Annotated in this window: 15 protein-coding genes; 6 read left to right on the top strand and 9 right to left on the bottom strand. The window is 66.2% G+C overall.

Translation table 11 applies throughout. The features are described from left to right. Positions 1-195: 195 nt before the first annotated feature. Genes tkt through pgl form a run of 5 tightly spaced genes read left to right on the top strand, consistent with a single transcriptional unit; the run spans position 196 to position 6,702 of the window. The gene (gene tkt / locus FBY28_RS24740) at positions 196-2,286 is read left to right on the top strand and encodes a transketolase (RefSeq protein WP_141869795.1); all 2,091 of its coding nucleotides are present in this window, start codon (positions 196-198) and stop codon (positions 2,284-2,286) included. A gap of 42 nt (positions 2,287-2,328) precedes the next feature. Beyond that, entirely contained in the window at positions 2,329-3,444 is a 1,116-nt protein-coding gene (gene tal, locus FBY28_RS24735) for a transaldolase (protein ID WP_141869794.1), read from the top strand. 58 nt (positions 3,445-3,502) lie between these two features. Next, positions 3,503-5,044, top strand: a complete 1,542-nt coding sequence (gene zwf / locus FBY28_RS24730; protein WP_141869793.1) for a glucose-6-phosphate dehydrogenase — start codon at positions 3,503-3,505, stop codon at positions 5,042-5,044. A 34-nt stretch (positions 5,045-5,078) separates the two neighbouring features. After that, positions 5,079-5,990, top strand: a complete 912-nt coding sequence (gene opcA / locus FBY28_RS24725) for a glucose-6-phosphate dehydrogenase assembly protein OpcA (protein WP_019513101.1) — start codon at positions 5,079-5,081, stop codon at positions 5,988-5,990. Continuing rightward, the gene (gene pgl, locus FBY28_RS24720) at positions 5,983-6,702 is read left to right on the top strand and encodes a 6-phosphogluconolactonase (RefSeq protein ID WP_141869792.1); all 720 of its coding nucleotides are present in this window, start codon (positions 5,983-5,985) and stop codon (positions 6,700-6,702) included. The genes opcA and pgl overlap by 8 nt, the downstream gene beginning before the upstream one ends. A 97-nt stretch (positions 6,703-6,799) precedes the next feature. Here pgl and FBY28_RS25835 read toward each other — a convergent pair whose 3' ends face one another. Continuing rightward, positions 6,800-6,943, bottom strand: a complete 144-nt coding sequence (locus FBY28_RS25835) for a hypothetical protein (protein ID WP_160145528.1) — start codon at positions 6,941-6,943, stop codon at positions 6,800-6,802. Positions 6,944-6,998: 55 nt separating this feature from the next. On the opposite strand from FBY28_RS25835, the gene FBY28_RS24715 reads away from it, so the two are divergent. After that, positions 6,999-7,370, top strand: a complete 372-nt coding sequence (locus tag FBY28_RS24715) for an ATPase (protein WP_174241741.1) — start codon at positions 6,999-7,001, stop codon at positions 7,368-7,370. 121 nt (positions 7,371-7,491) lie between these two features. On the opposite strand, the gene FBY28_RS24710 is transcribed toward FBY28_RS24715, so the two are convergent. The 8 genes from FBY28_RS24710 to FBY28_RS24675 all read right to left on the bottom strand — a co-directional run bounded on the left by FBY28_RS24710 (position 7,492) and on the right by FBY28_RS24675 (position 18,284). After that, positions 7,492-8,823, bottom strand: coding sequence for an HNH endonuclease signature motif containing protein (locus FBY28_RS24710; protein ID WP_216847934.1), 1,332 nt, complete (start codon positions 8,821-8,823; stop codon positions 7,492-7,494). Positions 8,824-9,176: 353 nt separating this feature from the next. After that, positions 9,177-11,972, bottom strand: a complete 2,796-nt coding sequence (gene ppc, locus FBY28_RS24705; RefSeq protein WP_141869790.1) for a phosphoenolpyruvate carboxylase — start codon at positions 11,970-11,972, stop codon at positions 9,177-9,179. Between the two features lie 59 nt (positions 11,973-12,031). Continuing rightward, on the bottom strand, positions 12,032-12,268 hold the full coding sequence (secG, locus tag FBY28_RS24700; protein WP_019513454.1) for a preprotein translocase subunit SecG: 237 nt from the start codon (positions 12,266-12,268) through the stop codon (positions 12,032-12,034). 90 nt (positions 12,269-12,358) lie between these two features. Then, entirely contained in the window at positions 12,359-13,144 is a 786-nt protein-coding gene (tpiA, locus tag FBY28_RS24695) for a triose-phosphate isomerase (protein ID WP_141869789.1), read from the bottom strand. A 3-nt stretch (positions 13,145-13,147) separates the two neighbouring features. Beyond that, positions 13,148-14,374 (bottom strand): phosphoglycerate kinase, encoded by a 1,227-nt coding sequence (locus FBY28_RS24690; RefSeq protein ID WP_141869788.1) that lies wholly within the window; start codon positions 14,372-14,374, stop codon positions 13,148-13,150. A 9-nt stretch (positions 14,375-14,383) separates the two neighbouring features. Continuing rightward, the gene (gap, locus tag FBY28_RS24685) at positions 14,384-15,406 is read right to left on the bottom strand and encodes a type I glyceraldehyde-3-phosphate dehydrogenase (RefSeq protein ID WP_019513457.1); all 1,023 of its coding nucleotides are present in this window, start codon (positions 15,404-15,406) and stop codon (positions 14,384-14,386) included. 101 nt (positions 15,407-15,507) lie between these two features. Further along, positions 15,508-16,512 (bottom strand): phospholipase D-like domain-containing protein, encoded by a 1,005-nt coding sequence (locus tag FBY28_RS24680; RefSeq protein ID WP_141869787.1) that lies wholly within the window; start codon positions 16,510-16,512, stop codon positions 15,508-15,510. After that, positions 16,509-18,284 (bottom strand): ABC transporter ATP-binding protein, encoded by a 1,776-nt coding sequence (locus tag FBY28_RS24675; RefSeq protein WP_141869786.1) that lies wholly within the window; start codon positions 18,282-18,284, stop codon positions 16,509-16,511. The genes FBY28_RS24680 and FBY28_RS24675 overlap by 4 nt, the downstream gene beginning before the upstream one ends. Between the last annotated feature and the right edge of the window lie 28 nt (positions 18,285-18,312).

Below are 18,312 nucleotides of genomic sequence, written 5' to 3'. Positions count from 1 at the left end.
GGTCACGCGGGCTTCTACTACAGACGATGGTAGACCGCACCCGGATCGGCCCGACACCGCAGGGTCGGTTCCCGGGTGAATCCCACGGTGAGCGCCGCCCCGCGGGTCCTGACCGGCCTGCGCCGGATGATTCGACGGCACTAGGGTGGTTCAGGTAGTCAGTCCACCGTTTTGGCGAAAGTAGGAGTGAAGGTAGTGACCACCGTCGAAGAAATCTCTGCCCTCACACAACCGAACCATCCCGACGACTGGGCCGAGGTCGATACGGCCGCCGTGGACACCGTGCGGGTACTGGCCGCCGACGCCGTGCAGAAGGTCGGCAACGGCCACCCCGGTACCGCCATGAGCCTGGCCCCGCTGGCCTACACGTTGTTCCAGCGTCAGCTGCGCCACGACCCGTCGGACACCCATTGGATCGGCCGCGACCGCTTCGTGCTGTCCTGCGGGCACTCCAGCCTGACCATCTACCTTCAGCTGTACTTGGGCGGGTTCGGTCTGGAACTGGAGGACATCGAGGCGCTGCGCACCTGGAAGTCCAAGACCCCCGGCCACCCCGAGTTCCGGCACACCAAGGGTGTGGAGATCACCACCGGCCCGCTGGGCCAGGGTCTGGCCTCGGCGGTCGGCATGGCGATGGCCGCTCGCTATGAGCGCGGCCTGTTCGATCCCGACGCCCCGGCGGGCACCAGCCCGTTCGACCACTACATCTATGTGATCGCCTCCGATGGTGACATCGAGGAGGGCGTCACCAGCGAGGCCTCGTCGCTGGCCGGTACCCAGCAGCTGGGCAACCTGATCGTCTTCTACGACAAGAACCACATCTCCATCGAGCACGACACCGATATCGCCCTCAGCGAGAACGTCGCCGACCGCTACCGCGCCTATGGCTGGCACGTGCAGGAGGTCGAGGGCGGCGAGAACGTCGTCGGGATCGAAAAGGCCATCGAGGAGGCCAAGAAGGTCACCGACAAGCCGTCGTTCATCTCGCTGCGCACCATCATCGGCTACCCCGCCCCCACCAAGATGAACACCGGTGGCGTGCACGGCTCGGCACTCGGTGACGACGAGGTCGCCGCGACCAAGAAGATCCTCGGCTTCGATCCGGACAAGAAGTTCGAGGTCCGCCCCGAGGTCATCGAGCACACCCGCAAGCTCGTCGACCGCGGCCGCGAGGCGCACGAGAAGTGGCAGACCGATTTCGACGCCTGGGCGCAGCGTGAGCCCGAGCGCAAGAAACTGCTGGACCGGCTCACCGCCGAGGAGCTGCCCGAGGGGTGGGACGCCGACCTGACGTACTGGGAGCCCGGCTCCAAGGCCGTGGCCACCCGCGCCGCGTTCGGGCAGGTGCTCAACGACGTCGCCCCCAAGCTGCCCGAATTGTGGGGCGGTTCAGCCGATCTCGCCGGCAGCAACAACACCACCATCAAGGGTGTGAAGTCGTTCGGCCCGCCGAGCATCTCCACCGACGATTTCACCGCCGACTGGTACGGCCGGGTGCTGCACTTCGGCATCCGCGAGCACGCGATGGGCTCCATCCTGTCCGGCATCGTGTTGCACGGTCCCACCCGCGCGTTCGGTGGAACCTTCCTGCAGTTCTCCGACTACATGCGTCCCGCGGTGCGGTTGGCCTCGCTGATGGACATCGACACCATCTACATCTGGACGCACGATTCGATCGGCCTCGGCGAGGACGGCCCCACCCACCAACCGATCGAACACCTCGCGGCGTTGCGGGCCATCCCCAACCTGTCGGTGGTGCGTCCCGGTGACCCGAACGAGACCGCCTACGCCTGGCGCAGCATCATCGCCCGCGGCAACGGCAGCGGCCCGGTCGGTTTCATCCTGACCCGCCAGGGCATCCCGGTTCTGGAGGGCACCGATTCCGACGGTGTCGCCAAGGGTGGCTACGTGCTCGGCGGAGGTGACGCGACGGAGGCGGACGTCATCATCATCGCCACCGGTTCGGAGTTGCAGTTGGCCGTGGAGGCCAAGAAGCTGCTTGCCGAGAAGGATGTGGTGGCGGCCGTGGTCTCGATGCCGTGCGTGGAATGGTTCGAGAGCCAGCCCAAGGAATACCGCGATTCGGTGCTCCCCCCGGGTGTGTCGGCCCGCGTTGCCGTCGAGGCCGGGATCGCCCAGCCGTGGCACAAGCTCGTCGGGGACACCGGCGAGATCGTCTCGATCGAGCATTACGGCGAATCCGCCGACGACAAGACGCTGTTCCGCGAGTTCGGTTTCACCGCCGAGAACGTCGTCGCCGCCGCCGAACGCACATTGGACAATTGACCGCACCGCGGTCGTCGACAACTAAACGTAAGGCGAAAAACCATGTCTCAGAATGAAAATCTGGCCGCACTATCCGCCGCCGGGGTATCCGTCTGGCTCGACGACCTGTCGCGCGAGCGGTTGCAGACCGGCAACCTCGCCGATCTGATCGCCACCAAGAGCGTCGTCGGGGTGACCACCAACCCGTCGATCTTCCAGGCCGCGCTGTCCAAGGGTGATGCCTACGACGAGCAGGTCAACGAGCTGGCCGCCCAGGGCGCCGATGTGGATGCCACCATCCGCACCGTCACCACCGACGATGTCCGCAATGCCTGCGATGTACTGGCCAAGACCTACGAGGCCACCGACGGTGTCGACGGCCGGGTCTCCATCGAGGTCGACCCGCGCCTGGCGCACGACTCCGACAAGACGATCCTGCAGGCGATCGAGCTGTGGAAGATCGTCGACCGGCCCAACCTGCTGATCAAGATCCCTGCCACGCAGGCCGGTCTGCCCGCGATCACCGCGGTCATCGCCGAGGGCATCTCGGTGAACGTCACGCTGATCTTCTCGGTGGAGCGTCACAAGGCGGTCATCGACGCCTACCTGACGGGCCTGGAGAAGGCCAAGGAGGCCGGCCACGATCTGTCCAAGATCCATTCGGTCGCGTCCTTCTTCGTGTCGCGGGTCGATTCCGAGATCGACGCACGCCTGGAGAAGATCGGTTCGAAGGAGGCGCTCGACCTGCGCGGCAAGGCCGGTGTGGCCAACGCCCGCCTGGCCTATGCGGCGTATGAGGAGCTGTTCGGGGGTGAGCGTTTCGCCGCGCTCAAGGCCGACGGTGCCCGCGCCCAGCGTCCGCTGTGGGCGTCGACCGGGGTCAAGAACCCGGACTACTCCGACACCCTCTATGTCACCGAGCTGGTGGCACCCAACACGGTGAACACCATGCCGGAGAAGACGCTGGACGCCGTTGCCGACCACGGCGTGGTCACCGGTGACACGGTCAGCGGCACCGCCGCCGAGGCGCAGGGTGTGTTCGACGCCCTGGTCGCGGTCGGCATCGACAAGGACGATGTGTTCATCACCCTCGAGGAAGAGGGCGTGGAGAAGTTCGAGAAGTCCTGGGCCGAGCTGATGGAGGCCACCCAGGGACAGCTCGACGCCGCCAAGAAGTAAGCCGCCGAGAAACAGGCCGAGGAACCAGCCTCTCCGACGCGACAGCAGAGGACACGCGATGAGCACAGCCGAGGCATCGACATGGCACAACCCGCTGCGGGACAAGCGCGATAAGCGCATGCCCCGTATCGCGGGGCCGTGTGCGGTGGTGATCTTCGGGGTCACCGGCGATCTGGCCCGCAAGAAGCTGATGCCGGCGATCTACGACCTGGCCAACCGCGGGCTGCTGCCGCCGAGCTTCGCCCTCGTCGGCTTCGCTCGTCGGGACTGGGCCGACGAGGATTTCGGCCAGGTCGTCTACGACGCGGTCAAGCAACATGCGCGGACCCCGTTCCGGCAGGAGGTCTGGGACCGCCTCGCGGAGGGGTTCCGGTTCGTCCAGGGCGCCTTCGATGATGACGAGGCCTTCGGACACCTGGCCGAGACGTTGCACACCCTCGACGTCGAGCGGGGTACCAACGGCAATCACGCGTTCTACCTGTCGATTCCGCCGAAGGCGTTCCCGCAGGTGCTGGAGCAGCTGTCCCGGTCGGGCCTGGCCGCCAAGGACGGCGACAGCTGGAGCCGGGTGGTCATCGAGAAGCCGTTCGGCCACGACCTGAAAAGCGCCGAGGAGCTCAACGGCCTGGTCAACAGCGTGTTCCCGGAGTCGTCGGTATTCCGCATCGACCACTATCTGGGCAAGGAGACGGTGCAGAACATCCTGGCGCTGCGTTTTGCCAACGAGATGTTCGAGCCGATCTGGAACGCCCACTACGTCGACCATGTCCAGATCACCATGGCCGAGGACATCGGTCTGGGTGGTCGGGGCGGCTACTACGACGGTGTCGGCGCGGCCCGCGATGTCATCCAGAACCATCTGATCCAGCTGCTGGCGCTGACGGCGATGGAGGAGCCGGTGAGCTTCTCCCCCGCCGAACTTCAGGCCGAGAAGATCAAGGTGCTGGCCGCCAGCCGGTTGGCAGAACCGTTGGACCAGACCACCTCCCGCGGCCAGTACGCCGCGGGCTGGCAGGGCGGCGAGAAGGTGGTCGGGCTGCTCGACGAGGAGGGGTTCTCCCAGACGTCCACCACCGAGACGTTCGCCGCGATCACCGTCGATGTCGACACCCGCCGCTGGGCCGGCGTGCCGTTCTATCTGCGCACCGGAAAGCGGTTGGGCCGCAGGGTCACCGAGATCGCCCTGGTTTTCAAGCGGGCACCGCATCTGCCGTTCGACGCGACGATGACCGAGGAACTCGGTAAGAACGCCCTGGTGATCCGGGTGCAGCCCGACGAGGGCATCACGTTGCGCTTCGGCTCGAAGGTGCCGGGCAACGCCATGGAGGTCCGCGATGTCAGCATGGACTTCTCCTACGGTTCGGCGTTCGCCGAGGAGTCCCCGGAGGCCTACGAGCGGCTGATCCTGGACGTGCTGCTCGGCGAGCCGTCGCTGTTCCCGGTCAATGCCGAGGTCGAACTGTCGTGGAAGATCCTGGATCCCGCGCTGGACTACTGGGCGTCGCATGGCACACCCGACACCTACGAGTCCGGCACCTGGGGCCCGGAATCGGCATTCGAGATGTTGCGCCGCGTCGGACGCGAGTGGCGGCGGCCGTGACGGGCGCACGCGCGGAGAATCGAGGAGCCCAGCGATGATCATCGACCTGCCAGACACCAATACCGGTGCCATCAACAAGAAGATCGTCGCCCTGCGTGAGGAGGGCGGCGCCATCACGCTGGGCCGGGTGCTGACACTGGTGATCGCTCCGGATACCGAAGCGGTGCTGGAGGATTCGATCGAGGCGGCCAATGCGGCGAGCCGTGAGCACCCGTGCCGGGTGATCGTGGTGATTCCCGGCGACCGGTTGAGCCTGGACGCGCGCCTGGATGCTCAGTTGCGAATCGGCAGCGACGCGGGCGCCAACGAGGTGGTGGTGCTCCGGTTGTCCGGCCCGTTGGCCAACCATGCCAGCAGTGTGGTCACCCCGTTCCTACTGCCGGACACTCCCGTGGTGACCTGGTGGCCGGACCTCGCGCCGCCGGTGCCTGCGCAGGATCCGCTGGGCACGTTGGCGATTCGACGTATCACCGATGCCACCAACGGCGAGGATCCGCTGGCCTGTATCAAGAGCAGGCTGTCGGGCTACACCCCCGGCGATACCGATCTCGCCTGGAGCCGCATCACGTACTGGCGGGCGCTACTGACCGCGGCGGTCGATCAAGCACCCCACGAACCGATCACCCAGGTCGTGGTGTCCGGACTCAAAGACGAACCCGCCCTGGACATTCTGGCCGGCTGGCTGGCCGGGCGGCTGGATTGCCCGGTGACCCGCGCCGTCGGCGAGCTCAAGGTCGAGCTCACCCGGGCCAGCGAGACGATCACGCTGAGCCGGCCACAGGACGGTGTCACCGCGACGCTGACCAGGACCGGCAAACCGGACGCCCAGATTCCGTTGGCCCGCCGGGAGACCCGCGACTGCCTGGCCGAGGACATGCGGCGCCTCGACGCCGACGAGATCTACTTCGAAGCACTTCAGGGAATCGATAGGGTGAGCTATGTCTGAGCAGGTGATCGAGACCTATCTCGATGCGCAGGAACTCGCCAAGGCCGCCGCCGCGCGTCTGGTGGGCGTCATCACGTCGGCGATCGTCAACCGTGGCCGCGCCGACGTGGTGTTGACCGGCGGCACCGTCGGCATCGAGATGCTGCGCCAGGTCACCGGGTATAGCCCGGACATCGACTGGGCGAAGGTCCATCTCTACTGGGGCGACGAGCGTTTCGTGCCGCATGACGACGCCGACCGCAACTTCCGACAGGCCCGCGAAGCGCTGCTGGAGAGCATCTCGATTCCCACCGAGAATGTGCACGCCATGGCCGCCTCCGACGGCGAGTTCGGCGATGATCCAGAACGTGCCGCGCGCGCCTACGAACGACTGCTGCCCGAGGAGTTCGACGTCCATCTGCTCGGCATGGGCGGCGAAGGGCATATCAACTCGCTGTTTCCCGACACTCCCGCGGTACGCGAAACCGACCGGCTCGTGGTGGCCGTGACCGACTCCCCGAAACCCCCGCCGCGACGGATCACCTTGACCCTGCCCGCCGTGCGACGCGCCAAGGAGGTGTGGTTGGTGGTGGCCGGCGAGGAGAAGGCCGACGCGGTGGCCGCGGCGATCGGCGGGGCCGACGCGGTGGACATCCCGGCCGCAGGTGCGGTCGGCCGCGAGAAGACCGTGTGGCTGCTGGACAAGGCATCGGCGAGCAAGCTGCCGGCCTGACCGCCGCTCTCCCCTGACCGGCGGGTCGCCTGATCTGCGGGCCGCGTGATACCAGCGCACCTGATCTGGGAGCCGCCCGATGTCAGCGTCCCTGATGTCAGTCCTCGGCCATCTGGTCCGGCAAGCAGTCCGACCGACTGTCCGCCAGCGCCTCACCGTATCCGGCCAGGTAATCGGCCACCGCACGCGCCGATCCCGGTTCTGGGTGTAGCCGTGGGCTCCCGTAACAGAACTTCGCCATACAGAATCAGACGCACCTGCGCCCGATTCGGTTCCCTCGACCGCATACTGATTTCATGGCAGACAGAAGCGGTGGTCGGGCCCGCCCGGCTACCAGGCGAATCAGGACGCTGACGCAGGCAGCGCTGAACGCCGATGCCACTGTCGTGCAGGTGGAAACTCTGCTGACCGACCTCGACCGCACCGTGGTGACGCTGAACAACTCGATCGGCGAGCTCGATGTCACGCTGGACCGCTTCAACTCGACGATCAACAGCATCGACGAGCTGGCACCCCGGCTGATCGCGATGGTCGAACGCCTCGAGCTCATCGTCGCGCGGGTGGAAGCGATCGTCGAACTCGGTGAGGCCATCGCCACCCCGATCGCGGTAGTCGAGAGCGCGGTCCGCGGTCTGGTCTCCCAGCTGCGCCGAGCGGCCCACGTCTAGCGCGGCAGACCACCCTTCTAGGTCGACTGACCACGCTCCGCGCAACCGCCAATGACCCTGCCGGCCGTTTTCACTGTGTAGTTGTCAAGCTGCTTCGTGAACCTCTGTGCGGTGGACCCAGTCACGCCGCCGCCGTTAGGTCGGTCATGGTGCGGCGGGTGTGGGAGCGCAGGTGTGCCGGCTCGCGTTCACCGGGTGTGTGGGGTGGGATGAACCAGGGGTGCCGGTCGCGGCCGAGGTAGACCTGCCAGCCACCGTGATGGATGAGACTGTGGTGCAGCCGGCACAGCAGCACACCGTTGTCCACACTGGTGGTGCCCCCGGCGCTCCAGGGTTGGATGTGGTGGGCATCGCACCACGACACCGGCCGCCCACACCCGGGATGGGCGCACCCACCGTCACGGACGGCCAGCGCTTTACGGATCGCGGGGGTGAACAACCGCTGGGCGCGCCCGACATCCAACGGCACCCCGGCGTGGTCGACGATCACCGACGTCAACGTCGCATCACAGCCGATCAACTCGGCGGTCGCCGCGGAGATTGGGCCACCGAACCCCAACCGATCCACCACCTCCCCACCCACGCCCGGGGCCACCGGTCGGATCAGGGTGACGCGCGGGAGCACCCCACCGGACATCGGACGCCTCGACTGCGACAAAAACGTACGCAGCACCTGCCCCAACGCCTCCGCCCGCCGATTGTTGATCGGACGCGGATCCAGCGACCCATCCGGTAGCGGGACTGGCCGGCACAACGGATCCAACGCCGCACACAACTCTTCCCCAGTCGTCACGTCCAGATCGAGGGTGGCCTCGAACCGGCCCTCAGCGTTCTGCACCAGCGTCATCTCGTTGAGCGAGGTGTCCTCGGCCACCGGCACCACCCGCTGCTCGACCGGTAGCGCGGCGACACGGTCGATGCCGATCGCCCGGGCTTTGGCGGCCACCTCGGCCGGGGAGGTCTGCACCATCAACGCACGCACCACCGCCGCCCGATCGTCCTCGGACAACAGTGCTCGGGATTCCACGTGCGCGACACCTTTGCCGACCGCGTCGGCGAACTCGATACCGATCCCACCCAACCGCTGCGCGATCGTCAACGCCGGCAACGACGATGCGGCGCGCCCCACCCGTACCGCCCGGGCCGCCGCACCCGGGGCCATCCCCAACAACCTCAACAGATCAGCCCCGGTGCGCAGGTGCCGCCGCCCCGGCACACCGGCCCGCTCGGCCGCCACCACCGCCGCGGCGATCACAAAGTCCAACAGATTCCGCGCCGACACCGCCGCAGCCAACACACCCCACAACGCCTCGTCATCGACCACCGGGCGCGGACAACCCACCAACCGACCCAAGCCCGGCCCGACATCAACCTCCGATGACACTGGAGCGAGATCGTCGATCAGAGCGTCGACAAACGAATCGAGGTAGGTGGCGTCCATGCCGATACCCAAGCTTTCGAGGATTCTGATGGGGCAGGCAAGTTCATCGAAGACTTTGGCAATTGGCTCTGGCGGTCCATCACGGGACCGTCGAACCCCTCGGCGACAACAGTCGCGGTGCAGGCCCCCCCGTGCTGATCGGACCTTGGATGCTTTTACATTCGAACTTGTGTTCGAGTATACGTCGAGTATGGTTACTACGCAAGTGTTATCTCGCGGGACATCGGTGACGGTCCGGGCGCTTCTGATGGTGACACTTCGGCCCGGCCCCGGGCTCGACCACGCCCCGACCGCAAAGGACGCGGTCACCGTGATGCGGCGCCATCGTCACCGATGTGCTGAAGCGTCACACTGGCGCTGTGCAACTATCCCGAGTTGCGCAGAGCGCTGGCCAACCCGCTCATCGTCAGCAGAATGCCGCGTTGCACCAGTTCGTCATCGTCCCCGGACCGGTATCGGCGCAGCAATTCCACCTGCAGGTGATTCAGCGGTTCCAGGTACGGAAACCGGTTGAACACCGACCTGGCCAACGCCGGGTTGTCGGCAAGCAGGTCATCCTGGCCGGTGATCAGTCCATGCATGCGGACGGTCCGCTCGTGCTCATCGACGATCTTGTCGAAGACCCTCGCCCGCAGCTCCTCGTCGGCTACCAACTCCGAATAGCGGGCCGCCAGGCCGAGATCCGATTTCGACAGCACCTGCGCCATGTTCGACAGCACAGTGCGGAAGAACGGCCATCGGTTGTAGAGGTCGCGCAGGATCTCCAGTTTCGTATCGTCACCGGCGACGAACTGTTCGAAGGCGGTGCCGGTGCCGTACCAGCCCGGCAGCATCACCCGGGATTGGCTCCAGGCCAGCACCCACGGGATGGCCCGCAGATCCGAGATGGCAGTGGTCGGTTTGCGCGATGTCGGCCGGCTGCCGATGTTGAGCGCGCCGATCTCGCTCACCGGGGTCGAGGCCTTGAAGTACTCGACGAATCCCGGTGTCTCGTGCACCAATTCGGCGTACGCGCGCTGGGCGCGGGCCGCGAGGTCGTCGAGCACGCGGTAGGCGTCCTCGGCGTCCTCCCCCAACCCCTCGACATCCAGCAGGGTCGACTCAAGGGTGGCGGCCAGCAAGGTCTCCAGGTTGCGGTGGGCGATCCGCGGCTCGGCGTACTTGGCGGCGATCACCTCGCCCTGTTCGGTGATGCGCAGCGATCCCTTCACCGCACCGGGCGGCTGGGCCAGGATGGCGTCATAGCTCGGACCACCGCCGCGACCGACGGTGCCACCTCGACCGTGGAAGAGCCGCAACCGGATTCCGGTCCGCTGTGCCGAATCCACCAGGTCCAGCTCGGCGCGGTAGAGCGCCCAGTTGGCCGCCAGGTACCCACCGTCCTTGTTGGAATCCGAATAGCCGAGCATGACCTCCTGTTGGTCACCACGTGCGGTCACCAACGCCCGATAGACCGGGAGGTCCAATGCGGCCTCCAGAATGGCCGAGCCGCGCTGCAGGTCATCGATCGTCTCGAACAACGGGACGATGCCCACCGGTGCGTAGACGGCACCGGCGGTGGCATCGAGCAGTCCGGCCTCTTTCAGCAGGACCGCGGCTTCCAGCATGTCCGATACCGACTGGCACATCGAGATGATGTAGTTCGGAATGGCTTGTGGCCCGAATACTTTCACCGCCCGGGCGGCGGCCCGGACGATGCCGAGCTCCTTGGCGGCCAAGTCGGACAACTCCGCGCCGGGTCCGACCAGCGGACGGCGGGTGCCGATCTCGGCGGCCAACAATTCGACCCGCGCCTCCTCGGGCAGCGAGGCGTAGTCCGGATGGACACCCGCCCAGGCCAGCAACTCGGCGATCACCTGCTCGTGTACCTCGGAGTTCTGCCGCATGTCCAGACCCGACAGGTGAAAACCGAACACCCGCACCGCTTCTCGGAGTCGACCCAGTCGATCGTCCGCCAGCACCGCGGAGCCGTTGTCACGCAACGATGCATCCACGGTATCCAGATCTGCCAACAACTGCTCGGGCGTCTCGTAGGGTTCCAGACCGAGGTCGAGCTCGAGTGCGGGCTGGTCATCCAGGATCTGCATGGCGGTCGCGGTCAGCCGGGCGTGAATCGCCCGCAGGGCCCGACGGTAGGGCTCGTCGCTGCGGGCGGGTTCGGCACAGGCATCGGCGAGCGCGGCCATCTCCTGGCTTGTTCGCACCAGCCGCGAGGACAACGACAGTTCCTGTTCCAGCGCGCAGATCTCGCCGAAATAGTGGTCAAAGGCTGTATAGGCGGCGCGCCCGGTGGCCAGCCGTACCACCTCGGCGGTGACATTGGGGTTACCGTCACGGTCGCCACCGATCCACGATCCCGGCCGCAGGATCGGTTGTGCCAGCACCTGTGTGCCCGGCCAACGTTGCTGCAGCGCGTCCCGCACCTCGGCATTGACCCGTGGGATGACATCCAGGAATGCAGCCGGGTAGTACCGCAGCCCGGTTTCGATCTCGTCGGAGATCTTCAGGCGTGACAACCGGACCAACGCCGTCTGCCACAACGTGAGGATGTGCCTGCGCAGTTCGGTTTCGATGTCCCGGCCGCCGTCGGTGCGGGTGTGTCCGTGGAGCCGCAACCGCATCAGTTCGGTGATGTGGTGCTGGGTGTCGAAGACCGTGCGGCGGCGGGTCTCGGTGGGGTGCGCGGTGATCACCGGGGACACCAGCGCACCGGTCAAGGCCGCGGTGACCACGCTCGCGTCCAGTTGGGCGCCATCGAGTTTGCGATAGGTGGCGGCCAGGCTGCTGTCCTGCGGCGGCTCCCCGGCAGCCTCGTGCACGGCGCGACGTCGCTCACGGTGGATGTCCTCCGCGACATTGGCCAACAGGGCGAAGTGGGTGAAGGCGCGGATGACCGGAATCGCCTGATGGACGTCGATATCGCGGAACAGATCGGCCAGCTCGCCACGGTCGATCTCTGAGCGCCGGATCCGGAAAGACTCGACCCGCGCCTTTTCGACGAGGTCGAAGATGTTGTCGCCGTTCTGTTCCCGGACCGTGTCACCGAGAATCGCGCCGAGCAACCGGATATCTTCTCGCATCGGTTCGGTGGCTTCGCGACCGACGTTGGTGCGCTGCACCGAGCCGATGGGTTCCAGAGTGCTGTCGGTGCTGTCTGCCATCAGTCAATTATCGGTGCGCGGTGCCGATATCGCAGAGCCGGGGGTCACCACCCCACCGATCAGGCGTTGTATTTGATGCGCAGCGCCATGCCCACGATCGACACCAGCCAGATGCCGATGACGAAGAGGGTCAACCGGTCGAGGTTCTTCTCGACGATGGTCGACCCGGACAGGCTGGACTGCACGCCACCGCCGAAGAGGGTGGACAGGCCGCCGCCCTTGGCGCGGTGCAGCAGTACCAGCAACACCGTCAACAGACTGGTGATGACAAGCACGATCTGCAGGGCGAGTTCCATGCCGGTCAGCCTACACGGAGGTGATTTCGGTGCGAAAACGTGCTCCAGCCGCACGGAATCTCACCGAAATCACCTCGCGATCAGGGCAGATCAGGGCAGGGGCCCGCCGGCCGCGATGGCCGACAGGGTGGCGAACTGCTCACCGTCCAGTGAGGCACCGCCGATCAACGCGCCGTCGACGTCGGTCTGCCCGACGATCTCGCCGACGTTCTTGGCGTTGACGGAACCGCCGTAGAGCACCCGCACCGTCGCCGCGACCTCCTTGGAGGCCAGTTCGGCCAGCTCGGCCCGGATCGCAGCGCACACTTCCTGCGCGTCGGCCGCGCTGGCCACCCGGCCGGTGCCGATAGCCCAGACGGGCTCGTAGGCGATGACGACCTGGGCGATCTGGTCGGCCTTGAGCCCAGCCAGGGAGCCACGCAGCGATTCCACGTTGAACTCGACGTGGTTGCCTGCCTCGCGGACCTCCAGCGATTCACCGATGCACACGATCGGGGTGAGGCCGTGCTTGAGCGCGGCGGCAGCCTTGGCGGCCACCAGCTCGTCGGTCTCACCGTGGTAGGTGCGCCGCTCGGAGTGACCGACGACGGCGAAGGTGACACCGAGCTTGGCCAGGAACGCGCCGCTGATCTCACCGGTGTAGGCACCCGAGTCGTGCTGCGAGACGTCCTGCGCGCCGTAGGTGAGCCGCAGCTTGTCCCCGTCGACCAACGTCTGCACACTGCGCAGATCGGTGAACGGCGGGATGACGGTCACGTCGACCTTGTCGAAGTACTTGTCCGGCAAGGCGAATGCGATCTTCTGCACCAAGGCGATGGCCTCGAAGTGATTGAGGTTCATCTTCCAGTTGCCGGCGATCAGCGGCTTACGTGCCATGTCTCACGCCTCCAGAACGTCAATACCGGGGAGGGTCTTGCCCTCCAGATACTCCAGCGACGCCCCGCCGCCGGTCGAGATGTGCGAGAAGCCGTCCTCGGGCAGACCCAGCAGGCGCACCGCGGCCGCGGAATCGCCACCGCCGACGACGCTGAACGCACCCTTGCCGGTGGCCCCGATGATGGCCTCGGCGACACCCTTGGTGCCCGCCGAGAACGCCTCGAACTCGAAGACACCCATCGGGCCGTTCCAGAACACCGTCCTGGCGTTGGACAACAGCGCACTGAACCGCTTGACCGACTCGGGCCCGATGTCCAGGCCCATCTTGCCGTCGGGGATCTGGTCGGCGGCCACCGTCTCGGCCGCGGCATCAGCGGCGAACTTGTCGGCCGCCACGATGTCCACGGGCAGGTGGATCACGTCACCGTAGGTCTCCAGCAGCTTCTTACACGTATCGATCATCTCCTCCTGCAACAGCGAGGAACCGACCGAAACGCCCTGTGCGGCAAGGAACGTGAAGCACATGCCACCACCGATGACAATGCTGTCGGCCTTGGTGGCCAGGTTCTCGATCACCGCAAGCTTGTCGGAGACCTTGGATCCGCCGAGCACCACGGCGTACGGCCGCTCGGTCGAGCTCGTCAGCTGCTCGAGCACCTTGACCTCGGTGTCGACCAGCGTGCCCGCATAGTGCGGCAGCAGCGTGGCGACGTCATACACCGAGGCCTGCTTGCGGTGCACGACACCGAACCCGTCGGAGACGAACGCACCGGGGGTTCCGTCGGCGGCCTCGACCAGTCCGGCGAGCGCCTTGGCCAGCGCGAGCCGCTCGGCATCGTCCTTGCTGGTCTCGCGCGCGTCGAAGCGGATGTTCTCCAGCAGCAGCACATCACCGTCGGTGAGGCCCTCGGCGCGGGCCAGCGCATCGGTGCCGACGACATCGCCGGCCAGCTGCACGTGGCGGCCGAGGCGCTCCCCCAACGCCGCCGCGACGGGGGCGAGGGAGAACTTCGGATCCGGCTCGCCCTTGGGGCGGCCCAGGTGCGCGGTCACCACGACCTTGGCACCGGCCTCGGCGAGCGCCTTCAGCGTCGGGACCGAGGCGATGATGCGCCCCGGATCGGTGATGTTCCCGCCGTCGTCGAGGGGGACGTTGAGGTCGGAGCGCACCAGGACGCCCCGACCTTCAACACCTTCGGCGAGCAGGTCAGACAGTGATTTGATCGCCATGATCGCGAACTACAGCGACTTACCGACCAGCGCAACCAGATCGGCGAGGCGGTTGGAGTAGCCCCACTCGTTGTCGTACCAGGAGACGACCTTGGCCTGGTTGTCGATGACCTTGGTCAGTCCGGCGTCGAACAGCGAGCTGTGCGGGTCGGTGACGATATCGCTGGAGACGATCGGGGCGTCGTAGTACTTCAGGATGCCCTTGAGCTTGCCCTCGGCCGCGGCCTTCATGGCGGCGTTGATCTCGTCGGCGGTCGCCGACTTCTTCAGCTCGGCGGTCAGGTCGGTGACCGAGCCCGTGGGGATCGGCACCCGCAGGGCGTAGCCGTCCAGCTTGCCCTTCAGCTCGGGAAGCACCAGGCCGATGGCCTTGGCCGCACCGGTCGAGGTCGGCACGATGTTGATGGCGGCGGCGCGGGCACGGCGCAGATCGCTGTGCGGGCCGTCCTGCAGGTTCTGGTCCTGGGTGTAGGCGTGGATGGTGGTCATCAGGCCCTTGACGATGCCGAACTCGTCGTTGAGGACCTTGGCCAGCGGACCGAGGCAGTTGGTGGTGCACGACGCGTTGGAGATGATGTTCTGGCTGCCGTCGTACTTGTCCTCGTTCACGCCGAGCACGATGGTGATGTCCTCGTCGCTGGCGGGCGCGGAGATGATGACCTTCTTGGCACCGGCGTCGAGGTGGCCCTGCGCCTTGTCACGCTTGGTGAAGATGCCGGTCGACTCGACCACGACGTCGACGCCGAGGTCGCCCCACGGCAGCGCCGACGGGCCTTCCTTGACCGAGAGCGCCTTGATCTTCTGGTCGCCGACGACGATCGTGTCCTCGCCCTCCAGGCTGACGTCGTAGGGCAGCCGGCCGAGGATCGAGTCGAACTTCAGCAGGTGCGCCAGCGTCGCGTTCGAGGTCAGGTCGTTGACAGCGACGATCTCGATGTCGGTGTTCTTGCCCGCCGCCTTCTGCGCGTCGAGGGCGCGGAAGAAGTTGCGTCCGATTCGACCGAAGCCGTTAACGCCTACCCGGATGGTCACGTGTCTCTCCTAGTTGTGGGGAAATCGCGGTTGTGGGAAAAATCGCGGTGAACTGCTCGCCCACCAGCCTAGTGGTGCCGGTGTGAGCGTGTGCACGCTGGTCAGATGGGCGCTCGGTCCTCCGGCTCGTGCAATGCCAGTTGATCGATGTCGCGCGGGTCGCGACCGGTCAGATCCGCGATCAGCCCGGCATCGCTGAGGTCCATCCGCTCGGAGTGTTTCCAGTCGTGGTGGGCCACCTCGTTGAGACGACTGGTGATCTGGTGGTCGGTCACCTCGATCGCCAGTTCGCGGCGGTGATCGAAACTGCCCGGCGTGAAGTTGATGGAGCCGACGACGGCCCGTTCATGATCGGCCAAAATCATCTTGGCGTGCAGTTTCATGTGTTTCAGACGGTGGATCTTGATGCCGACATCGTCGAGGATCCGCATGCCGCTGACACCTTCGACCAGCTTTCCGTCCTTGAGATGGTGCGCGGCGCGGGCCATGACATGCACCTTGACCCCGCGGCGTTTGGCGCGCACCAGCCGCTCGATGATGACGGGGTCCTGATACCGCTCGTTCTGCAGGAACAGGGTGTGTTGGGCGCTGTCGATGAAATCGGCGATACGGTGCCTGCCGTTGGCGGGGCACCAGATCAGGTGCGCGCCGTCGCCGGGATCGAAGTCCTCCCGCGCCCAGTCCGCCTCGAAACAATCGATGATCTCGGCCACTTCGTAGGCGCTGGGGGTGACCACCGCGTAGTCGCGGGTGTGGGTGAAATTCTCGTGCGTCCAGTTCAGCGACTCGACGAATGCGTGCTCGTCATCGATGACCATCGACTTCTCATGGGTGAGGTCGAAGGCCGGACTGCTGGCCCGGACCTCGATCCCGAACCGCTCCAAGGCCTCCCGAGCGGCGTCGTTGTCGGTCTCACCGTCGCGACGTTCGGGATTGAGCATCACCTTGACCTGCACGCCGCGACGGTGCGCGGCCACTACCGCTTGCAGGAGGGCGTCGTGGGTGAAGGCGAACATCTTGATCCGGACCGACCGGGTGGCGCCGTGTATCGCATCGAGCACCGGCTGCGCCGAGTCGTCGGGCAGGATGATCAGCGAACGGTTCATGGTGCATCGTCCTCGTACTGGATGCGGTGCAGGTCGGCATAGCGACCACGCGCGGTGAGCAGTTCTTCGTGGGTGCCCTGTTCGACGACCCTGCCCTCTTCGAGCACCACGATCTTGTCCGAATCTCGAATGGTGCTGAGTCGGTGGGCGATCGTGATGACGGTACGGTCCGCCATCAAGCGTTGCAGCGCCGTCATCACCAGCCGTTCGGACTCGGCGTCCAACGCCGCTGTCGGTTCGTCGAGGATCAGTATCGGGCTGTCGCGGATCAGCGCGCGGGCGATACCGATGCGCTGGCGCTGGCCGCCGGACAGGGTCATGCCGCGCTCCCCGACCGCGCTGTCGTACCCCTGCGGCATATCGGAGATGAACTCGTGGGCGTTGGCCAGCTTCGCCGCCTCGACGATCTCATCGTGTCCGGCGTCGGGCCTGCCGAAGGCGATGTTGTCCCGGATGGTTCCGCGGAACAGCACCGTGTCCTGCAGGACGTAGGCGATCTGGCGGCGTAGTTCGTGCAGCTTGTAATCGCGCACATCCACCCCGTCGATGCGCACGGTTCCCATGCTCGGGTCGTAGAACCGCGGGATGAGGCTGACCAGACTCGACTTCCCGCTGCCGGTGTGCCCGACGACGCCGACCAACTGTCCGGGCTGCACATCGAAGGTCACATCACGCAGGACGGGTGTTTCGGCGTCGTAGCTGAACGCGACCCGGTCGAAGGCGATCGCGCCACGGATACGGGCGGGCTCGACCGCATCGACCTTCTCCTCGACGGTGGCCTCGGCGGTCAACAGTTCGTTGACACGCTCCACACCGACCGATGCCATGGCGATGGTGTTGGTGAGCTTGGCCAGATCTTGTACGGGCTTGAAGAACGAAGCCAGGTAGGAGATGAACACGGTCAGCGTGCCTGCGGTCATGGCGCCGGCCAGGATGAGCGCCGATCCCCGCCACAGCACCACGGCGGTGCAGGCCGCCACGACCACCGCGACGATCGGCGAGACCACCGACTTCACCCGGCGGGCGTTGAGTGCGGCATCCACCGCCTGCTGCCCGACGACGGCCAGCTGGCGCTCCTGCAGTTCCTCGCGATCGAACGCCTTCACCACCCGGATGGACTGCAGGCCTTCCTCGGCGACCGCCACGATGTCGGACTCCCGACGACGTACCTCGTGGGTCGCCACCTTGACGGCCTTGCGGATCCGGGATACGAACAGCAGCAGCAGCGGTGCGACGGCGAGCGCGATGAGCGTGAAATCCCACTGCAACCACAGCATCATGGCCAACATGCCGACGATGGTCAGCAGGTCGGTCGCGATACCCAGCGTGGAAGCCGATGCGAACCCCTGAATGGTGTCGACGTCATCGGTGAGTGTGCTCAGGATCGGCCCGACCCGATGGGTGTCGAAGTAGTTCAGCGACAGCTGTTGGAGGTGGTGATAGGCGCGGGTCCGCAGATCGTTGCCGATGCGCTGACCGACCGTCTCGGTCAGGTAATTGGCCACGTAGGACGCGATCGCGGCGACCACTGCGATGACGAGCACCATGATCGCGGCGAGTCCGGCGATGTGCATCCTGCTCTCGCCGCCGAGCACGGGTTGCAGCAACCCGTGCAGCCAGCCGGGCAGCGGGCGGTCGCCGATCACGCTGTCGAGGACGACCTTGAGCGGCCACGGCGCGGCCAGGCCCGTCGCGATCTGGATCAGCAGTACCCCGAAGATGCCCGCCACCATCCACCGGTAGGGGCGGATCAGCTCGACAATCAACTTCATCGCGGACGACGCCCCTCTGTCGGGATCG

Origin of the sequence: Arthrobacter sp. SLBN-53, assembly GCF_006715585.1 — a bacterium.
GTDB lineage: Bacteria > Actinomycetota > Actinomycetes > Mycobacteriales > Mycobacteriaceae > Mycobacterium > Mycobacterium neoaurum_A.
This window is presented reverse-complemented; position numbering and strand designations above follow the sequence as displayed.